We start from the raw sequence: 19,318 nt of genomic DNA, 5'->3' as shown, positions 1-19,318 counted from the left end.
CATGAGCTATATTCTTGAAGGTTCTACCGGCCCGTGGGAAATCGTCGTTGGTCTTGAAGTCCACTGTCAGGTCATTTCCAAGTCCAAGCTGTTTTCAGGTGCTTCGACCAAGTTTGGTAATGAGCCCAACAGCAATGTCAGCCTCGTTGATGCGGCCATGCCGGGCATGCTTCCGGTCGTGAACGCAGAATGCGTGCGTCAGGCGGTTAAAACTGGTCTGGGTCTTAAGGCCAAGATCAACAAGGAAAGCGTTTTTGCCCGCAAAAACTATTTCTATGCCGATCTGCCGCAGGGTTACCAGATTTCGCAGTTCGACAAACCGATTGTCGGCGAAGGCACGATCATTCTTGATATGCCTGATGGTTCGACCAAGTCGGTTGGCATTGAACGCCTGCATCTTGAACAGGATGCTGGTAAATCGATGCACGATCAGGACCCGAAATATTCGCATATCGACCTGAACCGTTCGGGTGTGGCGCTGATGGAAATCGTTTCCATGCCAGACATCCGTTCACCGGAAGAAGCCGGTGCGTATCTGACCAAGCTGCGCGCGATTGTGCGTTACCTTGGCACCTGTGATGGCAACATGAACGAAGGCTCCATGCGTTGTGATGCCAACGTTTCTGTACGTCGTCCGGGCGAAGGTTTTGGCACGCGTTGCGAGATCAAGAACGTCAACTCCATCCGTTTCGTGATGCAGGCGATCGAGATCGAAGCAAAACGCCAGATCGAAGTGATTGAAGGCGGCGGGGAAATCCAGCAGGAAACCCGTCTCTATGATCAGCGGCTGGGTGAAACCCGCTCGATGCGTTCCAAGGAAATGGCACATGATTATCGCTATTTCCCGGACCCGGATCTGCTTCCGCTGGTTTTCGATGATGCGTTCATTTCGGAAATCGAAAAAGAACTGCCCGAACTGCCAGACGAGAAGAAGGCCCGCTTCATGCGTGAAAACGGTCTGTCGGCATATGATGCCGGTGTTCTTGTCGCCGAAAAGGAAAAGGCTGATTACTACGAAGTCGTTGCCAAGGGCCGTGATGGCAAACTGGCGGCGAACTGGGTGATCACCAACCTGTTCGGTGCGCTGAACAAGGCAGAAGTCGGGATTGCTGATAGCCCGGTAACGGCCGAAAACCTTGGCAAGCTGATCGATCTGATCTCTGACGACACCATTTCTGGCCGTATCGCCAAGGATGTCTTTGAAATCATGATCGAAACCGGCGGCGATCCGGAAAAGATCGTCGAGGAAAAAGGTCTTAAGCAGATCACCGATACCGGTGCGATTGAAACGGCAATTGACGAAGTCATTGCCGCAAACCCGGACAAGGTTGAAGAGATCCGCGCGGGTAAGGACAAGATGCTTGGCTGGTTTGTTGGTCAGGTCATGAAATCCACGGGTGGCAAGGCCAACCCGGGCATGGTCAACAAGCTGCTGCGCGATAAAATCCTCGGCTGATTGTAATCATCAGACCAAAGAAAAAGCCGCCCGTTTGGGCGGCTTTTTTTGTATGACTAATGGGCCTGGTTTTGCATTTCGCGTGGAATATCAGCCGTTAAGTGTCGAAGCGCGGTCTCAAGTAAGGACCGGCTTGATGGATCGCGTAGGATATCATCAACGTCAAAGTTCTTGCCGTTCATCGGGATCGTTATGCACGCGTCAGTGACGATGTGTGCATCCATGGTGCGAATGGTTTCAATCAATGCTGCTTGTGCGATTGTTGCGCGGCCGGACGCATTCAGGCAGGCGACTGGTTTTTGCATGAATTCGCCACTGGCTACCACCCAATCAAGGGCATTTTTGATCGCGCCGGTGACACCATGGGCATATTCGGGACTGGCGATCAGGACTGCATCCGCGCGGCGAAGTGCATCTCGAAACGCCGCGACATTGCGATCATCGGTATCCTCATTGTCCGGATTAAAGATCGGAAGGTGGCCCAAGCCATCAAACAGATGAATGGTTGCACCATGGGGGCTTGCAACCTTTTGTGCCGCTTGAAGGAGCGTTTTGTTGATCGAGGCTTGGCGAAGGCTTCCGCACAGGGCTGTGATATGAAAAGTCATTTTGTGCCGCTTTCAGTTTGTGGCGATGTTTGCACAACCGAGCGGGCAGGGTAAAGAAAAGCCGCCAGTATATTTTTAATACCGGCGGCTCTGACGTTCGGGTGGGGGACGCGAACGCGGGTGTCTGATCCTAGCGGGCTTCGGATGCCGGATAGCCGGCATCGGTGATCGCCGCGATCAGGGCATTGACGTCGGGGTTTCCGGAAACAGCGACTTCGCCATTTGCCAGATCAACCTCGGCACCTTCAACGCCGCTGACCTTTGTTGCTGCTTTGGTCACGGCACTTGCGCAGTGACCGCAGCTCATTTTTTCGACCTTCAGTTTCACCATCAGATTTCTCCATATGATCGGTGTCTATGAACGCAGTATGGAGATTCCAGTAGATGGAAGGTCAAGCGGTTTTATGCAGACAAAAGTTTGATGACTTCATCGGCCGTTGCATCGCTTGATGCCGGGTTCTGACCGGTGACAAGTTTGCCATCAACAACCGCATAGGAAGCCCAGTTATCGCCACGCTCGAACGTTGCGCCATACTTCTTGAATTCGTCTTCAATCGACAGCGGCACGACGTTTTCAAGACCGACGGCCTTTTCTTCATCATTGGTGAAGCTGGTAACACGTTTTCCAGAAACAAGCGGTTTGCCATCTGGCGTTTTGGCGTTCACGAGGGCGGCCGGGCCATGGCAGACGGCAGCAACCGGTTTGTTCTGGGCAACGAAATCCTCGATCAGGGCAATGGATTTCTGATCAGTTGCCAGATCCCAGAGCGGACCATGCCCACCCGGATAGAACAGGGCGTCAAAATCATCGGCTTTCAGACCGTCAAGGGTGACGGTGTTGGCGAAAACCGCGTTTGCCGCTTCGTCCTTTTCAAACCGCTCGGTCGCATCGGTCAGGGCGTCGGGCACTTGGCTGTTGGGATCAAGGGGTGGCTTGCCCCCTTTTGGGGATGCCAGCGTAATTTCTGCCCCGGCATCCTCGAAGCGGTAGTAGGGGGCAGCAAACTCTTCGAGCCAGATACCGGTCTTGTGTCCGGTGTCACCCATCTGATCATGTGACGTAACAATCATCAAAATACGCATCAGTTCCTCCATGCGTGGAATTCATTTGCACTCATCCTAACTGGCTGACAGAATTTGCGAAAGATTGATGAAGTGAACACATTGTCAAATGTAATGAGCATATAGAATGTCGGCACTTGATGAAGTTCGGGCGATGATGATCTTTGCCCGCGTTGTTGACGAAGGCGGGTTTTCTGCGGCTGCGCGGAAAATGGGGCTCAGCCGTGCTGCCATTTCCCATCAAATTCGCCAGCTTGAGACCCGCCTCGGCGTGCCTTTGTTGCGCAGAAGCACACGCAGTTTCAGTCTGACCGATGCGGGTGCACGCTATTACGACAGCTGCCGCACCATTTCCCTCGAAGCCGAAGCTGCGAGAAAACGCGTCGAAGAACTGCGTGACGATCCCGTGGGCAAAATATCACTGACCTGTTCGGTTCATCTTGGCACACTTCGAATTGTGCCGATCCTTGACCGGTTTAGGCAAACATATCCGGGGGTCTCGATTGATGTGCATCTCAGCGACGAAGTAGTCGATCTGATTGGTCGCGGCATTGATATTGCCGTGCGTTCCGGGCCATTGAAAAATTCGGAACTCAAGAATTTCAAACTTTATCAGACCCACAGGATCATTGCCGCCAGCCAGTCTTATGTCAGCAAGTTCGGATTACCCGAAAGTCCGGATGATTTGTCCGAACATGAATGGGTGATGTATAGCCGTGTTCCTGAAACGCTGACGCTTCAATGTGCCGACGGTACCCGAAATATCCGAGTGTCGGGCAGTGTTCGGGTGGATAACGCGACCGCCAGATTGCAGTTCCTGCGGGGCGGTCATGGATTGGCAGTTGTTCCGCTATGTGATGTTCAGCAGGAAATTGATAACGGCGACTTAATCCGGGTTTTGCCTGATTGCAAGCTGCCCGATCTTGAGATCTATGCCGTTTATCCGGGCGGTGTGACCCGTAGTGCAAAGGTTCAGTCGCTTCTGGATTACATGCGGCGAGAAATGCGTGAAATCGATATTTCGCGCAATGGGCAAGTTCAAGGCGACAGCCATATTGATCATTCGTGATTGTTGGGCTATTCCCCTGTGACGACTTTCGGGGGACACGCATGGCCAATCTGTTTTTCTATTACTCGTCCATGAATGCGGGTAAATCGACCACCTTGCTTCAGGCGAGTTTCAATTACCGTGAACGCGGCATGGAAACGTTGCTGATGACAGTGGCGTTTGACAACCGTTTCGGCGAAGGCAAGATTGCGTCGCGCATTGGTCTTGAGGCACCGGCACTGCTGTTTGATGCGAATACCGATATGACGGCCCTGATCCTTCAGCAGGTTGAAAAGGGGAAAGTCGATTGTGTCCTGATTGACGAGGCACAGTTCCTGTCTAAAGACCAGGTCTGGCAGCTTTCCGATATCGCCGACATCCATGGCATCCCTGTGTTGTGCTATGGCATCCGCACTGATTTCCAGGGACAGCTCTTTGAAGGTTCCAAATGGCTGCTGGCGTGGGCGGACAAGCTTAATGAGCTTAAAACCATCTGCCATTGCGGCCGTAAAGCCGGCATGGTTTTGCGGGTTGATGAAGATGGCAAACCTGTCCGAGAAGGTGCACAGGTTGAAATCGGTGGGAATGATCGTTATGTCCCGGTCTGTCGTCGCCATTTCAAGGAAGCGATGGACGAGTAGGGCGCACTCGACTTGGCGTCCTAGTTCCCGATGAGCGCCCGTATTTCCGGTGCCAGCAGGCTATAGGCCACCAGCCACATAACGCCGCAGGTTACGCCATCAATGATCTTCCAGGTGATTGGGCGTGCGACATAGGGTGCAAGCCATGCAGCCCCCAGTGCAATGGCAAAGAACCAGACAAAACTGGCACTCATGGCACCCAAGGCAAAGCCAAGTCTTTCGTCCGTCGGATACTGCCCGCCAATACCACCCAGCATGACAACCGTATCAAGATAGACATGCGGGTTCAAAAGCGTGACCGCGAGGGTGGTCCCAAGAACCGCCTTCCAGCCGGTTTTTGAAATCGCCTTTTCCGACAATGTTTCGGTTTCAAACAACCGTCGCAGAGCACCAAATCCATACCAGATCAGGAATAAGCCGCCACCCCAGGCCGCAACCTTTGTGAGGAGGGGGTAGGCTGCAATGAGTGTTCCAAGCCCTGCGACGCCCGCCGCAATCAAAACCGCATCACACAAGGCACAGACGAAGGCCACCATCAGCGGATGATTGCGCCGCAATCCCTGACCGAGAACAAAGGCATTCTGCGCGCCAATCGCAATGATCAGCCCGCCGCCAAGACCAAATCCGGTGGCATAGGTTAAAAGCATTCGTGGCATTCCTCGTACTGTGGCCCGCCGTTGATAGCACCTTTATGAATTAAGAAAATCGAATTATACTAAACATGGATTAGAAAAATTGATGGTTGGTCATGCTCGATTACAAATTGGTTGAGGCCTGTGCGGAGGTTATCCGTTTCGGAAGCTTTGAGAAGGCGGCGCGGGCACTGGGACTGACCCAGTCTGCGATATCCCAGCGGATCAAGCTGATGGAGGAGCGACTTGGTCAGCCAGTGTTGGTGCGCGCCAAGCCGATTGTCCCAACCGTTGCAGGCCAAAGGTTGCTTGCGCATTATCAAAGTGTGCGACTGCTTGAACAGGATCTGGGTTCAGAACTGCCAGAGGTGCGCGCCGAAGGCGAATTTGGTCAGGTAACGCTTGCGGTTAATGCCGACAGTCTGGCGACCTGGTTTGTCGATGTGCCCAAGCTTCTGTTTGAGAAACTTGGGGTTCTGGTGCATTTGGTCGTCGATGATGAATCGCTTAATCATCACTCCCTGCAGGAAGGAAACGTGCTGGGTGCGGTCAGTTTGCGCGATACACCCATTCAGGGATGTCGGGTACGGCCCCTGGGCTCCATGCGTTACTTTATGGTGGTTTCACCAGAGTTTCAGGAACGCTATTTCAAGGATGGCGTAAATGCGGATGCCTTGCGCGCTTGTCCGGCGGTGAATTTTTCCGAACATGATGAACTGCAAAACCAGTTCCTTCATCAGTATTTTGGACTTACCCCCGGGGAATTCCCTGCACACACAGTTCCAAGTTCACAGGGTTTCGTGACCCTTGCCGAACAGGGCGTGGCCTATGCCGTCGTTGAACAGCATCAGGCGGAAGAGGGGCTTCGCACCGGAAGGCTGGTTCGGCCGTGTCCGTTTGAAATTGATCGTCCCTTATATTGGCATCACAAAACCATCAACAGTCGGCTTCTTGATCAGGTCAACGACATCGTCCTGTCTGAGGCGCGCCGTCATCTGCCGGAAATTCCGCAGTAAAATCATGCCTCTCTGAACATTTTTTTGTCTTATTTGCCAAGGACATTCACCGCTGCCAAGTGCCCCGATTTGACTTGCATGCAAAAGTGTCGCTTACTTTGATGTGCGAACCAGTCCGTATAACGGATTGTAAAAACAGGAAAACAATGTCTCATCGACTGATCGCCTGTGAAAATTGCGACTATCTCCATGTCGAGGAAGAAATCCCGACGGGCAGTGTCGCATATTGCGTTCGATGTGGATCGCCGTTGTACCGCGCAGCACAGGTGCGCTTTGACAAACCGTTGGCACTGGCTGTCACGGCCTTTCTGTTGTTCTTGATTGCCAACAGCTACCCGGTTTTGACCTTTGCCATGGAAGGCCGGGTTGAGACCAACACGCTAAGCAGTGGTGTGCTGACGTTCTGGCGCGAAGGGTTTCCGTTTTTGGCCATTATGGTCGCCGTCACATCTGTGCTGGCACCGCTGGTCCTGATTACGGCGCACATCTATGTATTGCTGCCGATCAGCTTGAACAGGCAAGTGCCCGGCATGCAGCAGGTCTGGCGCATTCTGGCGATCATCAGGCCCTGGTCGATGCTCGATGTCTTCCTGATAGGGTTGCTGGTGGCTTTGACCAAGCTGACGGATTTTGCTGATGTCATTGCCGGTCCTGCATTTTTTGCGATTTGCTGCCTGATCCCGACGGTTCTTCTGATGAATATCACGCTTGACCCACGCTACGTTTGGCGGCGGTTGGCACCGGCAAACCTGTGTTATCCGACATCTGAAGATATCGACAACCAACAAGGTTCAGATCAGCAAGACAGAACACTTCTGACCTGTCACACATGCTCCATGGTTGTTCTGGGCGGCGGGCGCGAAAATGTGCGCTGTCCGCGCTGTGGTGCGATGGTGCATCACCGAAAGCCACGCAGCCTGTCGCGTTCTTGGGCCTTGTTGCTGGCTGCTGTCATTTTGTATGTGCCGGCAAATGTCTTTCCGATCATGACCGTGACGTATCTTGGCCGGGCAGAGGCAGACACAATACTCTCGGGCGTCAGCGCGCTGGTCCGGGCTGGGGAGTGGCCAATTGCCATCGTTGTCTTTACGGCAAGCATTCTGGTGCCAATCATCAAAATCCTGCTGTTGGGATGGGTTTATATTGCAACCGCCTTGGGGTTGTCTGGTCCACTCAAGGAGCGCACATTGATTTATCGTATTACGGAGCTGATCGGGCGATGGTCGATGGTTGATGTGTTTATGGTATCGATCCTTGCTGCACTGGTGAAACTTGGAAATATCGCAACAGTTCAACCCGGTTTCGGGGCTGTGGCATTTTGTGGGGTGGTTATTTTGACAATGCTGTCGGCCATGGCCTTTGATCCGCGTTTGATTTGGGATCGCGCCGGTATGCAAACGGTCAAAAAACCAAGATTGGCAAGAGTGAAGACAGATCATGACCGCGTTCAAAATCAGGGGATTCCGTCATGAATGACGCGAAAAGTACAGAACCGGGTCAACAGCCGGAAAAGCCCGACATCCGAACAGGCTGGGGCCGTTTTTCAATTATCTGGCTGGTGCCGCTTGTGGCCTTGATCGTCGGTGGTTGGCTGTTGTGGCGTGATATCGTCTCAAAGGGTCCCGAAATCACCGTTACGTTTGAAGCGGCCGAAGGTCTGTCTGCCGGTAAGACTGCCGTGCGTTATCGCGATGTCGATGTCGGTCAGGTGACAGCCATTAATCTTGCCGACGATATGGAACACGTTGTTCTGACGATCCGAATGAACGCGGATTTCAGCGATTATCTGACAGATAAAACGCGGTTCTGGGTTGTGCGCCCACGCGTGAGTGCGCGGGGTATTACCGGCTTGGAAACCATTGTTTCCGGGGCCTATATTGAAGTGATACCAGACAAGTCGGGTGAAAAGGCACGCGAATTTGTTGGTGAGGAAGAGCCGCAATTTATCCCTGATGAAGAAAACGGCACGCGTTTTGTCCTGACCGCAGAAGAACTTGGTTCCCTGGGCGAGGGGACACCGGTCCTGCTGCGCGGGATCGAGGTCGGAGAGGTGCTTGATACCGAACTGGATGCCAATGCGGATGGTGTTTCAATCCCCGTATTTATCCGCAAACCTTTCGATGCGCTTGTTAAACGCCAAACCAGATTTTGGGATTCAAGCGGGATTGCCCTTGATCTGAATGCCGAAGGCTTTTCTGTGCGTGCGCAGTCTGTTCGCTCTGTTTTGGCGGGTGGAATCAACTTTTATACGCCGCCCGCAAATGAAAACGACGAAATGGCGACCGCAGATACGGTATTCCGACTGCATGAAAGCCTTGAGAAGGCCGAGCTGCTTGCCGAGGGATACAGCCAGCGCTACATGCTTTATTTCGACTCTTCGGTTCGCGGGCTTTCGCGCGGTGCACCTGTGGAATTCAACGGTATCCGTGTCGGGACAGTCGAAAGTGTCGACCTGGAATATGTCGTTACACAGCACGCCTTCCGTGTGCCGGTTGAAGTCACACTTGAACCCGAACGGGTAAGCATCGTCGGTGGGCGCCTGGGAGATGTTGATCCGCAGGAAACCATTGAAACCCTGATTGATAATGGCCTGCGTGCCCGCCTCAAGACAGGAAGTTTCATTACAGGTCAGTTGTTTGTCGATCTGTCTATGCATCCGGTTTCCCCGGCGCGCTATCTTGGCAATCAAGAGGGCAATTTGCCGGAACTTCCGACATTGCCGCAAAAGCTGGACGAAATTGCCAATTCGCTAACCAGTCTTCTTGAAAAGGTCGAAACCTTCCCGATTGAAGAAATCGGAATTCGCCTGCTTGGGACCGTGGAGGGCATGGAGAATATCGTCACGTCGCCAGCATTGAATAACGGGATGATCAGCCTGCAACAGGCCGCGGCGGGCATAAATACGCTTGTCACCAATCTGGATGCGAGTGTGTTGCCCGCAACCCAGACCGCACTGGATGCAGCACGCGAGGCACTTGGCGGTGTTCGCGATGTTACGGCGCCAACGTCACCCGTGCGTTACAACCTTGAACAAGCCCTGAAAGAACTCGGTGCAACGGCACGTTCCCTGCGTGAACTGACCGATTTCCTCGAACAGAACCCGAGTGCCCTTATCCTTGGCAAGAGCGGCCCGGAGGAGAATAAATGATGCGACAGACAGTCCGAAAAATGATCTCCAGATGGGGGGTGCTGCTGGTCGCACCACTTTTGGCCGCTTGCGCGTCACCATCGGTTCCTGACCAATATTATTTGCTGTCACCAATGGTGCAGCCGGTGTCGCCAGCCCCCGGTGAAACGACGGTCATTGGTGTCGGGCCGGTGACAATTCCGAGCTATCTCGACCGATCGACGATCATCACGCGCAGTGCCGCCAATCGGCCGGAGGTTAATTCCGGGTACCGCTGGGCCGAACCGCTGGGTGAGAACATCAATCGTGTTCTTATGGATAACCTCGACAGGACTGGGGTTGCAGCACGGCTGGAAGTCTTTCCGTGGAACTCGCGGGATATGGTGGAATGGCAGGTGGTTGTTGATATTGACCGTTTTGAACGGCAGGCCGATGGCAATGTTAATCTGATAGCGCGCTGGAAGCTCGTGCATTTCCAAAGTGGGGAAATCGTCACAGCGGCCAAGTATGACAAGGTCAGCACACCAGCCGATCAAACACTCGATAACGCCGTTATCGCCATGAGCAGTCTGCTGGCCGATTTGACGGCCGAAATTGCGGCGCGTATACCGTGATTCGTCGCAAAATGACGGTTCACGGCCAAATACGCAGTTCGATTGTCAGAATTTCCCAGCTCGAAGGGCAGGGGAATTCAGGAAATTCTAAAGAAATACCCGAAAGTATATAAAACATCTGCATCGAACTATTGTTTTAGGAACCCGAATAGCAGTATAAGTAAGAATAAATATAAAAATTGGGACACGCGCCTGACTAGTTGAACGGCAGACTTATGCCGCCCAAACAGGAAGTTAGGGAGCCAGAGCGCGTCATGTCGGATACGACATTTGAAGTTATGGTCCAGCGTGGGGATCGCTGGATAATCCATTCGACATTTGATGTCGAACAGGAGGCGGTTACAGAAGCTGAAAAGCTTGTGAAAACCAAGATCTCTGCCGTGCGCGTTATTCGTAACTGGGAACGCGGCGACGGTCGTCATATTGAAAAGGTACTTCTCGAAAAACAAGGCGCGGGCGATGACCAGGACGATGACGTTCGGGTAACCTCCATCGACGAAGCGCCGTTGTGCGAGACGGATAACGACCTTTTGCAGAAAGAAAGCCGCGCGACCATCAACCGGTTGCTGCGCAAATATTTCGAACAGGAAATTCTGACGCCTTGCGAGGTAATGTACAATTACCAGAACCTTCGCAAGTTGATGTTCCATGACACCTTGATGCCGACTGCGGTTGACAAGGTTGCCGGGCTTCATGCCAAGGCGACTGATGGCGATCACATTGAGGCGATGAACAACCTTCATGGCGCGATTGAGCAGCTCTCTGCGCGCGCCCGAGAAGTTGAAAAAGTCGATCTACCGGCATTCGAAGACGCCACCATCTCGGAAGTGCGTGACGAAATACGACGCCTCAATCTTGCGGAAGATACCGACTTCCTGACTATGGTCGCGTTGACGCGCGTGCTGTCCTCGACCCGTAACTGGGTTGGCAAACTTGACCTCGCGCTTAAGGTCAAGGGCGATGAAAAGGACGAAGCCGCCCGCAAGATGATTGATGACGTGATTGCCGATATTCTCGGTTCTCCCGTCGCACTCAAGGAACTGCTTGGCGGTTCGCGCAGCTTTGGCGAAGCGGTGACCCTGCACATTGACCTCGCACTTGGTCGGGCAAAGGGCAATCGCGGTGCTGCCGATGACATTCTGGAACTTCTGAACCCGCTGTTTGGGTCTGGCCTTTTGGCCAACAGTCAGGAAGCGATGTTTGATTACATCGTTCGCGAACTGCGCAGTGCCAATAGCCTGCAACGCCACGAAAGCGATCCGGATCCGCTTGACGGTATCCTTGAACGCCTGATCACAGAGCAGGGCGTGATTTATGGCACGCCGATGGTCAGCGCGATTGCTGAACGTGGTGCTCGGTTGCGCAATGTTGGTGGCCCACGGGCCCTGATCGAAGGTGTCGCAGAAATCAACAGTCGCCTGATCCCCAACTTCCGGAAGCTGACCTGGCTTATTGCGGTTGCCAATAGCGGGATCGTCGAAGACTTTGCCGACGAACTTTACGAAATGATGCGCGACGCTGTTGGTGATATGCGTGCTTTGCGCGCGTTCTGTGAGCCGGACGCCAAGCCACGCGACAAAATGGCGACCGTCAAACATATGAACGACGTGCTTGCGGCATCAAACGTTCCTGACGAACAGAAGGCGGAAATCGGTGCCAAGCTTGATGACGGGCTGGCAGAGTATCTTGTCCGCGAGAAGGTGATTGAACGCATTGATAATCCGAGCCTGCATTTGCGCAAACGCGCCTATATGCTGGTTCAGTTCTGTTCAAGTGGTGTTCTGATTGAGGGCAAATCGGCTGCCATGGCCCGGAAAAGGGTGGTCGGGTATCTGAAACAGCCCAACTTTACCGACAAATTGGTCGATGACATCAAGGACATGACGACCAAGGAAGGCACGATCCGCGATTTCTATGCATTGTTGCAACGAAGCGGGTTCTGAGCCGAAGACATCCTTTTGGCGTTGAATGACCAAAACACCCCACGAAAGCCAGTTGGCAAGATTCGTGGGGTGTTTGTCATTGTTGCCACATTCGGGATTGGGCATGATGTATCTCTGACAAGGAGCTACGATGATGTCCAACTCGCCCCATACCCCGAAATTAGTCGCCTGCCACGCCTTTGATGGTGTCATGAGTCTTGATGTCATCGGGCCGCTTCAGGTGTTTGGCTCGGCAAATGACGAGCTTTCCGCGCTGGGACGGCCACAAGGATACGAAGGGATCGTTGTGGCCGGGGCGAGTGGGCCGGTACAGACATCCTGTGGTGTGCGAATATATGCCGATATGGCGTGGCGCGACCTTGATCTGGAAACGGTCGATACCTTGCTGGTGCCAGGTGGTGTCGGTGTTCTGACAGAATGCAAAGAACCGCAAATCCTTGATTGGGTCAGAAAGGCCGAAGGCATCGTACCGCGGCTAGGCTCGATTTGTTCAGGTGCACTTATTCTGGCCGAGGCGGGGGTGCTTGATGGCAAAATGGCCACAACCCACTGGTCGCGTTGCGAACAAATGGCACGGGATTACCCGGCAATCCAAATGATGGGGGACCGGCTGCACAGCTATGATCCCGCGGGCTTGGATGGTGATCCACATGTTTTCACATCAGCTGGTGTCACCGCCGGGATTGATCTGGCGCTGGCAATCGTCGAAGCGGATTTCGGTCGTGCCCTGGCCTTGTCCGTTGCACGCAGGCTTGTAATGTTCCTCAAACGGCCCGGCGGGCAGGCGCAGTTCAGTGCCTATCTGATCCCTGAAACCGGCGCCACAGCACGGCTTGCAAATCTGCTTGAATGGTTGCCCGGCAATATCGCCAAGGATCTATCGCTTGAAACACTGGCCGAACGTGCCGGGATGACACCGCGCACTTTTTCACGGGTGTTTGCGCGTGATCTGGGGATGAGCCCGGCGCGTTATGTCGAGCGCGTCCGGGTAGAATCCGCCCGTGCGCTGTTGCAGGACGAAGCCCTTGCGATTGGACAGGTTGCCGAATTGTGCGGCTTCCGGCATCCGGAAACGCTGCGCCGGGCGTTTCAGCGACATCTTTCTGTCAGTCCCCAGGAATATGCGGATCGCTTTGCCCGCAAATCATTAGTCTCCGCAAACTAGCGACGGTTTGACGGCTTTCATCACAGTCTGAATTTCAGGAGTTGGGAACATGTTGTTGCTGACCAATGGATCATTGCGTCTGCTTTTCTTCGCGCAGGCGCTGTATTGGTCTTGTTCACTGATCGGCATTACCTTGACATCGCTTGTCGGTGTGTCGCTTGCCCCCGCGCCATACATGGCAACTTTGCCACTTGGAATGCTTATGGTGGGCAATCTCGTATCTGTTCATCCGATTGCCATGTTGATGCAGCGTCGTGGACGACGCGTTGGGTTGTTTGTCGGGGCGCTCTTTGGAGTTTTGGGTGGCCTGATGGTGGCTTACGGTATTTATATCGGATCGTTCTGGCTGGTCACGCTTTCCGCCGCACTGATTGGCACCTATCAGGCGTCGGCTATGTATTATCGTTACGCTGCGCTGGAAACTGTCGCGCCATCCGAAAAGGGGCGTGCTGCCGCCCTTGTTCTGGGCGGGGGTGTTGTTGCTGCGCTGATTGCCCCGGAGATTGCTGTTGCCAGCCAAGGCATGTTCCCGGTTCCGTTTGCCGGGGCCTATTTGGCACTTGCAGGTCTGGCGGCCTTGGGTGCATCCTTGATGATCATGTTGCCAGATGGTGGCATTCCGCAACGTGCCGGGTCGAGCCGGGCGGTCATGTCCGATCTGTTGCGCCGCCCAGTCATTCGCGGCGCAATCGCCATCAGTGCCGCCGGGCAGGGTATTATGGTCCTGGTCATGACAGCGACGCCGCTTGCGATGAAATATTGTGGCTTTGATGTGGATGTTTCGGCCAACGTGATCCGCTGGCATTTGATCGGGATGTTCTTGCCGGCCTTCGTTGCCGGGCCAATGATCGACCGGTTTGGGCCACGCCGGGTCGCATCATTCGGGGCGTTTGCACTGGTAATAAGTGTTGGCGTTGCCGTTTCGGGCATTTCGATTGCCGCTTTCCTGATTAGTTCGTTCCTTCTGGGGATTGGCTGGAACATGATGCTGTTGGCAGGAACAACGATGTTGGGCGAGGGGCATGATGCGGCGGAACGCGGGCATGCGCAAAGCCTGATGGAACTTGGCAACAGTGGGACGGCGACAGTCGCCACAATTGCCAGCGGGGCATTGATCGCCGGTGCCGGCTGGAGCCTGATCAACTTTGGTGTGTTGCCGGTTTTGGGTGTTGCATTGATTTTGATGTGGCGAGGATATGCCGCAAAGCAAGCGACCGCAGACGTCTGAAACCAAAAGAAACCGCCGGTCAAGACGACCGGCGGTGAAGTTGCAGGGCGAACGGGGATCGTCGCCCCGGCGCGACTGAAATCGCTTGCACCCCGAGCCGTTCGGGATGGACGAGAACGAGCTAGGTGCGTGCGTAAAGGCAATAAAAAAAACCGGCCATCAGGCCGGTTGGGATACCAAACTTGTCGCGTTGCCTGCGACGAATTCCTTGATCTTCTGCAAAACGAAATCGCGTGAACTGTTTTCGCGGGTGCGGAACAGGACTTCTCGGTCCTGAATGACCAGCCCCATGTAAACAGGGTCGTTATGACCTTCCTTGGTCATCTTGAGGGCGCGAAGGGTATGACCGAGATCATCCGTGCTTTGATAGATCGTACGCATTTTTCTCCAACTAGCATTTACGTCAAAAGACGGTGAAAAACCAATCGACCACACCGTTATGACAGCTGTTTTTTTCTATCCGATGACAGCCATGTGATGGTTTGAAGACTCTTTTCCCAATCAACCTGGAAATGCAGTGAGCAATGCAGGCAAAAAGCTGCTGGTTTTATTTGGCAGGACTGTTAAAAAGAAAACGACCTTAACGCCGGTTTCGGGCATTGACATGCGCCATGGCGATGTTTAAGAAAGGCGTCGTTCCGCAGGGAACACCAAGGACATAAAGGGCAAGTGGCCGAGTGGCTGAAGGCGCTCCCCTGCTAAGGGAGTATAGGGTCAAAAGCCCTATCGAGGGTTCGAATCCCTCCTTGCCCGCCATTGATTAAAGCACCCCAAAAGGGTGCTTTTTTCGTTTCCGGCCTGCGCATTTGGGCCGTGGCCGGCGCGATTGATCTTGGCGAGGCCAGATCGGTTCCCAAATCACGTTGGCTCATCGCAAGAGATCAAAAATTACAACTGTTTAGTACATAACGCCACCGGCGCAGCCAGCTTGATTTCGGCTGTTTCCTATGATCTATCTGAAAAGCTCCAAGCCGAAGGTGGAACAGAAAAAAGGCTTGAGCGTTCTGGTGTGCAGCAAAACAAGAAAACAGACGGGGCCGGAATGACGAGCCAGTTAAGCTATCTGAGTATTGATCGACGAGATGATCTGAGCAGAGAAGAGTTTATTGACCAGTATCTTAAGCCCAAACGTCCCGTCATCATGCGCAGTTTCGCCGCAAACTGGCCTGCATTGGAAAAATGGTCATATGACTATCTGAAGCAGGGCTGTGGCGATGTCGAGGTGCCGCTTTATAGCGAGGCATTTGCGAACTCGGACAACGACTATCTCGATTCAACCCAAAGCATGCCCTTTGGCGAATATCTTGATCTTATTCAGGCCGGGCCGACACCGCTTCGCATGTTTTTGTTCAATGTGTTCAAGCATATGCCGCAACTGCGCGAGGATTTTTCATATCCTGACCTGGGCGTCACGTTCCTGAAAAATCATCCATTCCTGTTTGTGGGTGGCCAGGACGCCTATGTCGATATTCATTACGATCTGGATCACAGCCATGTTTTCCTGACGCAGATGACCGGCACCAAACGTGTGATCCTGTATGGAAGCGAAAATGGACGGCACCTGTATCAGCATCCACTGACTGTTTCGTGCAATATTGATTTTCGGAATCCGGATCTGGAACGCTATCCGAAGCTTAAAGATATTCACGGCTATGAATGCATTCTGGAGCCGGGCGATACCATCTTTATCCCCAGCCGCTGGTGGCATTTCATCGAATACAGCACGGCTGGCATCAGCCTGACATTGCGCGCCTTGCCTGAAACCTGGCCTGCGCGTGCGGCGGGTCTTGCCAGCATCTTCAAGCTTAAGGTCATTGACCAGTATCTCGGCAAGATGATTGGCGAAAAGAAGTGGTATCAGATGAAGGAAGACTGGGCACACGCCCGTGCGCGAAAGGCTTGAGGCTTGCCTCAAGCCTTTTTCAGGATGATGTCATAGCCGTTTTGAACCCCCGCATGGGCCCATCGGGTCAGTTCCTTGCGGTTATCAAATTCGGATACCGGACGGCTTGGACTGAAATGGACTTTGACGGTACAGCCCGACGTTGCCATGAAGCGCCAGAAATGGAAGGCAAGGGTGGTGTCGTCAAACCAGGGGTAAAGAACCGTTTCCGGTTCTGGCGAAGATCCACTCGCGCTGTCTTTCAGGCATAAAACTGTTATCGGCTGAACGTGGCAAACTTCAGCGATCTTTTCGTCAAACACAAATTCCATCAGCGACGATTTGAACGGCAGGACGACAGTACCATCCGTACTTGTCCCTTCGGCAAACAGAACCAGCCTGCGGTCGGGGAGGATCTTATCGCGCAGGATCTTGATCTGTTCGTGCGACTTGATGGCCCGGCGCTCAACAAAAATGGTTTGGCAACAGCGCGCAAGGAACCCGATGCCGGGCCAGCCGCGAACTTCGGACTTGGCGATGAAATTTACGGTGAACAGCGCATTGATCACCGGAATGTCGAGGTAAGACGTATGGTTCCCCAACAGCAGCAAAGGAAGGGTTTCGCTTGGCGATCCGGTGACTTCGACCTTGATGCCGGTGATCTTGCGGGCACCAAGATGCCAGATGCGGACAATATGTGAACTGGCCCGGAGCTTGAGACCTTCAAGGATCAGGAAGGGGATCAGCATCGCAAACAGCCAGACCATCAGCGTCGTGAATTTTAGCCCTGCTTTCACGTGCTGTGCTGGTGTGATCGGTGCAGTGATGTGGGGTGTTGCCATCTGGTCCAAAGCGCTTGAAAACCCTTGTTTGACGTCACGGATGTTTCTTTTAACAGTAATCGCACTCACGCGTTTAGAGGTGTGAGATCAAGGCGATCAGCCTGCTTTTTATAGAATCTATAGTATTGATCTGGGACCTTGGCGACATCGACCGTAATCAATACATCAAGCGTCTTGAAATCGGGATCAAGTGCGACGCCATCGCCAACAACGCCACCCAGCGACAAGTAGGCTTTGATCAGGGGGGGTAATTTCGCAAGGGCCTCGTCCGGATCAATGTCGTCTTTTGCGATGCGTTCCATCGACTGATAATCGAGTGCGCGTGCAATATGCGGTTCATCATCCAATCGGTAGTGATGCAGGTATGACAGTTCGTAGGCGATCTTGTCGATATCGGTCGCATGGAAGCTTGCGCAGCCGAACAGATAGCGAATGTCATGATTGAAAATCAGCTTGGTGATACCGCGCCACAGAAGCTGAATGGCTTTGCCATCGCGATAGTCCTTGTGAACACAGGATCGGCCGACTTCCATGCAGTTGTCTTTCACAGCGCCAAGCAGGGGAATAGAGAACTCTTCCTGCGCGATGTATGAGAGATCTGCGGGTTTTTGTTGCGAAAGCAGCAATCTGGTGGTGGCGATGACTTTCTTGTCATTTTCATTATCCACGACCAGCAAGTGTTCGCAGAACGCGTCGAATTTATCGCTATCAAGGCCGGCCGAGTGTTGCTCGGTCATGGCTTTGGCGTGAAACTCGCCAAAGAAGACCTCAAAACGAAGTTCTTGCGCCGCTTTCAGGTCTTGTTTGGTCTTGGCCAGATGAACAGAAAATCTACCGGATGCCATATTGGAAATTAATTCTGTTGTTCTAATGAAACTTGGTTGCCGTCGCTTTTCGTTATGATAGAGTGATTTGTATCACATAATGAACTGTCTATGAAAACAATATGGTAGCGTTAAACCGACCAGTGTTTTCGGTCGAACATCATCGCGTATTGAAAAGCCCAAGGCGTATTGATGACAAGGTCAAATGCGTCATTTGGTATTGCCGCGCTCTGCGTTACGAACAATCCAGAAAAATATTCTCTGCTGTATGGCATAAAGGTAGCGGGTGAAACGTTATCCTTACTGGGCTTGTCGCAATTTTGGGCAAAGTCCCCACATGAGTTTGGATATTTTTCACGATGACAGAGGTCGCCATGCCGTTCACAACCAGCTGGGTCAAAGTATTTACGACCGGTTTTGTTCTTGTCGGTTCCAGTCTTGCCCTGACAGCACCTGTACAGTCACATCCGGCTAATCAGGAACATCATCACACCGTCGTCGAACTTGCCCAAGGTGGTGGTATTTTCAGTGATGAAGAACGGCGCATTATTCGCGATGTACTTGATATTGCGACCGGGCAATCTGACCAAGATAGCGACAAAAAAGACAAGGGTAACAAGGGAAAAGGCAACAAAGGCTTGCCGCCCGGTATTGCCATGAAGCTTGAGCGCGGCGGCACGTTGCCACCCGGCATTGCCAAACGCGATTTGCCCGATAACCTGATTTCAAGACTTCCTGCGCGCACGGACGGTGCGCTGCGTCAGATCGTTGGCGACGATGTTGTGCTGATCGAAAAGGGGACCGAGATCATTCTTGATGTGATCCGGGATGTTGCCAGAAACTAAGTGGCGTTGCCTGAATCCGACAGAAAGAAAGCGGCGCCTGACTGGCGCCGCTTTTGGTTCTGCAAGCTTGTTTGTCGGCCGTTTTGCCCTCAGGTGAAGGCGTTAAAGGTAATGATGGTCTGCGTATCCTTGATATGAGGCAGCTTGTGGATATATTCATTCACATAGCGCCCAATATCCTGTCCGTCATCAATATATACCTTGACCAACAATTCAAATGGGCCGGAGATGGAATAGACTTCGGAAACGCCTTCGACTTCTTCAACAAGCGCTGCTGCGACGTCATAGGCTTTGCCAAGTTCACATTTCACAAAGATGAAAAATGGATGCATCGGATCGGCTCCGGTTTGAAGTTGAATTCAGGACAAGCTACCTGCGTTGCATG

At 53.1% G+C, this 19,318-nt stretch carries 20 protein-coding genes and 1 tRNA gene; 13 read left to right on the top strand and 8 right to left on the bottom strand.

All coding sequences use genetic code 11. From position 1 onward, the window contains the following. Nucleotide 1: 1 nt before the first annotated feature. A complete protein-coding gene (gene gatB, locus TH2_RS12355) occupies nt 2–1,456 on the top strand; it encodes an Asp-tRNA(Asn)/Glu-tRNA(Gln) amidotransferase subunit GatB (protein ID WP_008890771.1) in 1,455 nt (484 codons plus the stop codon). Nucleotides 1,457–1,512: 56 nt separating this feature from the next. Here the strand turns inward: gatB and TH2_RS12350 are convergent, their stop codons facing one another. From TH2_RS12350 to TH2_RS12340, 3 genes are all read right to left on the bottom strand, one after another. Next, a complete protein-coding gene (locus TH2_RS12350; protein WP_008890770.1) occupies nt 1,513–2,064 on the bottom strand; it encodes an NADPH-dependent FMN reductase in 552 nt (183 codons plus the stop codon). Nucleotides 2,065–2,194: 130 nt separating this feature from the next. Then, a complete protein-coding gene (locus tag TH2_RS12345; protein ID WP_008890769.1) occupies nt 2,195–2,395 on the bottom strand; it encodes a heavy-metal-associated domain-containing protein in 201 nt (66 codons plus the stop codon). A 71-nt stretch (nt 2,396–2,466) separates the two neighbouring features. Next, on the bottom strand, nt 2,467–3,147 hold the full coding sequence (locus tag TH2_RS12340) for a type 1 glutamine amidotransferase domain-containing protein (RefSeq protein ID WP_008890768.1): 681 nt from the start codon (nt 3,145–3,147) through the stop codon (nt 2,467–2,469). Nucleotides 3,148–3,253: 106 nt separating this feature from the next. Between TH2_RS12340 and TH2_RS12335 the strand changes: the two genes are divergently transcribed. Then, nucleotides 3,254–4,195 (top strand): LysR family transcriptional regulator, encoded by a 942-nt coding sequence (locus tag TH2_RS12335; protein ID WP_008890767.1) that lies wholly within the window; start codon nt 3,254–3,256, stop codon nt 4,193–4,195. A gap of 41 nt (nt 4,196–4,236) precedes the next feature. Then, nucleotides 4,237–4,815 (top strand): thymidine kinase, encoded by a 579-nt coding sequence (locus TH2_RS12330; RefSeq protein WP_008890766.1) that lies wholly within the window; start codon nt 4,237–4,239, stop codon nt 4,813–4,815. 20 nt (nt 4,816–4,835) lie between these two features. Here TH2_RS12330 and TH2_RS12325 read toward each other — a convergent pair whose 3' ends face one another. Continuing rightward, complete coding sequence (locus TH2_RS12325) at nt 4,836–5,462, bottom strand: LysE/ArgO family amino acid transporter (protein WP_008890765.1); 627 nt, start codon at nt 5,460–5,462, stop codon at nt 4,836–4,838. 101 nt (nt 5,463–5,563) lie between these two features. On the opposite strand from TH2_RS12325, the gene TH2_RS12320 reads away from it, so the two are divergent. The 7 genes from TH2_RS12320 (at nt 5,564) to TH2_RS12290 (ending at nt 14,540) form a co-directional block, all read left to right on the top strand. Further along, complete coding sequence (locus tag TH2_RS12320; RefSeq protein ID WP_008890764.1) at nt 5,564–6,463, top strand: LysR family transcriptional regulator ArgP; 900 nt, start codon at nt 5,564–5,566, stop codon at nt 6,461–6,463. A 146-nt stretch (nt 6,464–6,609) separates the two neighbouring features. Then, on the top strand, nt 6,610–7,935 hold the full coding sequence (locus TH2_RS12315) for a paraquat-inducible protein A (RefSeq protein ID WP_008890763.1): 1,326 nt from the start codon (nt 6,610–6,612) through the stop codon (nt 7,933–7,935). Next, nucleotides 7,932–9,611: a PqiB family protein gene (locus tag TH2_RS12310; protein WP_008890762.1), complete on the top strand. Its 1,680-nt coding sequence runs from the start codon at nt 7,932–7,934 to the stop codon at nt 9,609–9,611. The genes TH2_RS12315 and TH2_RS12310 overlap by 4 nt, the downstream gene beginning before the upstream one ends. Next, nucleotides 9,608–10,204, top strand: a complete 597-nt coding sequence (locus TH2_RS20580; RefSeq protein ID WP_081579311.1) for a PqiC family protein — start codon at nt 9,608–9,610, stop codon at nt 10,202–10,204. The genes TH2_RS12310 and TH2_RS20580 overlap by 4 nt, the downstream gene beginning before the upstream one ends. Nucleotides 10,205–10,458: 254 nt before the next feature. Then, nucleotides 10,459–12,147, top strand: coding sequence for a hypothetical protein (locus TH2_RS12300; protein WP_008890760.1), 1,689 nt, complete (start codon nt 10,459–10,461; stop codon nt 12,145–12,147). 130 nt (nt 12,148–12,277) lie between these two features. After that, on the top strand, nt 12,278–13,312 hold the full coding sequence (locus tag TH2_RS12295; RefSeq protein WP_202949019.1) for a GlxA family transcriptional regulator: 1,035 nt from the start codon (nt 12,278–12,280) through the stop codon (nt 13,310–13,312). A 49-nt stretch (nt 13,313–13,361) separates the two neighbouring features. Beyond that, a complete protein-coding gene (locus TH2_RS12290) occupies nt 13,362–14,540 on the top strand; it encodes an MFS transporter (RefSeq protein ID WP_008890758.1) in 1,179 nt (392 codons plus the stop codon). A gap of 159 nt (nt 14,541–14,699) precedes the next feature. On the opposite strand, the gene TH2_RS12285 is transcribed toward TH2_RS12290, so the two are convergent. After that, nucleotides 14,700–14,921, bottom strand: a complete 222-nt coding sequence (locus TH2_RS12285) for a hypothetical protein (RefSeq protein WP_008890757.1) — start codon at nt 14,919–14,921, stop codon at nt 14,700–14,702. A 282-nt stretch (nt 14,922–15,203) separates the two neighbouring features. On the opposite strand from TH2_RS12285, the gene TH2_RS12280 reads away from it, so the two are divergent. Further along, a tRNA-Ser gene (locus TH2_RS12280) sits at nt 15,204–15,296 on the top strand. 286 nt (nt 15,297–15,582) lie between these two features. Continuing rightward, nucleotides 15,583–16,443 (top strand): cupin-like domain-containing protein, encoded by an 861-nt coding sequence (locus TH2_RS12275; protein WP_040823827.1) that lies wholly within the window; start codon nt 15,583–15,585, stop codon nt 16,441–16,443. 8 nt (nt 16,444–16,451) lie between these two features. Here TH2_RS12275 and TH2_RS12270 read toward each other — a convergent pair whose 3' ends face one another. Together TH2_RS12270 and TH2_RS12265 are read right to left on the bottom strand one after the other, a co-directional pair. Continuing rightward, nucleotides 16,452–17,264 (bottom strand): lysophospholipid acyltransferase family protein, encoded by an 813-nt coding sequence (locus tag TH2_RS12270; RefSeq protein ID WP_040823747.1) that lies wholly within the window; start codon nt 17,262–17,264, stop codon nt 16,452–16,454. 65 nt (nt 17,265–17,329) lie between these two features. After that, a complete protein-coding gene (locus TH2_RS12265) occupies nt 17,330–18,109 on the bottom strand; it encodes a GNAT family N-acetyltransferase (protein ID WP_008890754.1) in 780 nt (259 codons plus the stop codon). Nucleotides 18,110–18,447: 338 nt separating this feature from the next. Between TH2_RS12265 and TH2_RS20575 the strand changes: the two genes are divergently transcribed. Continuing rightward, a complete protein-coding gene (locus TH2_RS20575) occupies nt 18,448–18,933 on the top strand; it encodes a hypothetical protein (RefSeq protein WP_193386506.1) in 486 nt (161 codons plus the stop codon). An 89-nt stretch (nt 18,934–19,022) separates the two neighbouring features. Here TH2_RS20575 and TH2_RS12255 read toward each other — a convergent pair whose 3' ends face one another. After that, nucleotides 19,023–19,265: an Lrp/AsnC ligand binding domain-containing protein gene (locus TH2_RS12255; protein WP_008890752.1), complete on the bottom strand. Its 243-nt coding sequence runs from the start codon at nt 19,263–19,265 to the stop codon at nt 19,023–19,025. Nucleotides 19,266–19,318: the final 53 nt, after the last annotated feature.

Source organism: Thalassospira profundimaris WP0211, from assembly GCF_000300275.1.
Classification (GTDB): Bacteria; Pseudomonadota; Alphaproteobacteria; order Rhodospirillales; family Thalassospiraceae; genus Thalassospira; species Thalassospira profundimaris.
Note: the sequence above shows the minus strand (reverse complement) of the source record. Positions and strands in the feature narration are given on the sequence as shown.

Excerpts from the sequence above, each read along its gene's own strand:
- TH2_RS12350 (WP_008890770.1), bottom strand. The coding sequence starts at position 2,064 with ATGACTTTTCATATCACAGCCCTGTGCGGAAGCCTTCGCCAAGCCTCG.
- TH2_RS12285 (WP_008890757.1), bottom strand. The coding sequence starts at position 14,921 with ATGCGTACGATCTATCAAAGCACGGATGATCTCGGTCATACCCTTCGC.
- TH2_RS20580 (WP_081579311.1), top strand. The coding sequence starts at position 9,608 with ATGATGCGACAGACAGTCCGAAAAATGATCTCCAGATGGGGGGTGCTG.
- TH2_RS12270 (WP_040823747.1), bottom strand. The coding sequence starts at position 17,264 with ATGGCAACACCCCACATCACTGCACCGATCACACCAGCACAGCACGTG.
- TH2_RS20575 (WP_193386506.1), top strand. The coding sequence starts at position 18,448 with ATGACAGAGGTCGCCATGCCGTTCACAACCAGCTGGGTCAAAGTATTT.
- gatB (WP_008890771.1), top strand. The coding sequence starts at position 2 with ATGAGCTATATTCTTGAAGGTTCTACCGGCCCGTGGGAAATCGTCGTT.
- TH2_RS12345 (WP_008890769.1), bottom strand. The coding sequence starts at position 2,395 with ATGGTGAAACTGAAGGTCGAAAAAATGAGCTGCGGTCACTGCGCAAGT.
- TH2_RS12255 (WP_008890752.1), bottom strand. The coding sequence starts at position 19,265 with ATGCATCCATTTTTCATCTTTGTGAAATGTGAACTTGGCAAAGCCTAT.
- TH2_RS12340 (WP_008890768.1), bottom strand. The coding sequence starts at position 3,147 with ATGCGTATTTTGATGATTGTTACGTCACATGATCAGATGGGTGACACC.
- TH2_RS12330 (WP_008890766.1), top strand. The coding sequence starts at position 4,237 with ATGGCCAATCTGTTTTTCTATTACTCGTCCATGAATGCGGGTAAATCG.
- TH2_RS12315 (WP_008890763.1), top strand. The coding sequence starts at position 6,610 with ATGTCTCATCGACTGATCGCCTGTGAAAATTGCGACTATCTCCATGTC.
- TH2_RS12295 (WP_202949019.1), top strand. The coding sequence starts at position 12,278 with ATGATGTCCAACTCGCCCCATACCCCGAAATTAGTCGCCTGCCACGCC.
- TH2_RS12320 (WP_008890764.1), top strand. The coding sequence starts at position 5,564 with ATGCTCGATTACAAATTGGTTGAGGCCTGTGCGGAGGTTATCCGTTTC.
- TH2_RS12265 (WP_008890754.1), bottom strand. The coding sequence starts at position 18,109 with ATGGCATCCGGTAGATTTTCTGTTCATCTGGCCAAGACCAAACAAGAC.
- TH2_RS12290 (WP_008890758.1), top strand. The coding sequence starts at position 13,362 with ATGTTGTTGCTGACCAATGGATCATTGCGTCTGCTTTTCTTCGCGCAG.
- TH2_RS12275 (WP_040823827.1), top strand. The coding sequence starts at position 15,583 with ATGACGAGCCAGTTAAGCTATCTGAGTATTGATCGACGAGATGATCTG.
- TH2_RS12325 (WP_008890765.1), bottom strand. The coding sequence starts at position 5,462 with ATGCTTTTAACCTATGCCACCGGATTTGGTCTTGGCGGCGGGCTGATC.
- TH2_RS12310 (WP_008890762.1), top strand. The coding sequence starts at position 7,932 with ATGAATGACGCGAAAAGTACAGAACCGGGTCAACAGCCGGAAAAGCCC.
- TH2_RS12335 (WP_008890767.1), top strand. The coding sequence starts at position 3,254 with ATGTCGGCACTTGATGAAGTTCGGGCGATGATGATCTTTGCCCGCGTT.
- TH2_RS12300 (WP_008890760.1), top strand. The coding sequence starts at position 10,459 with ATGTCGGATACGACATTTGAAGTTATGGTCCAGCGTGGGGATCGCTGG.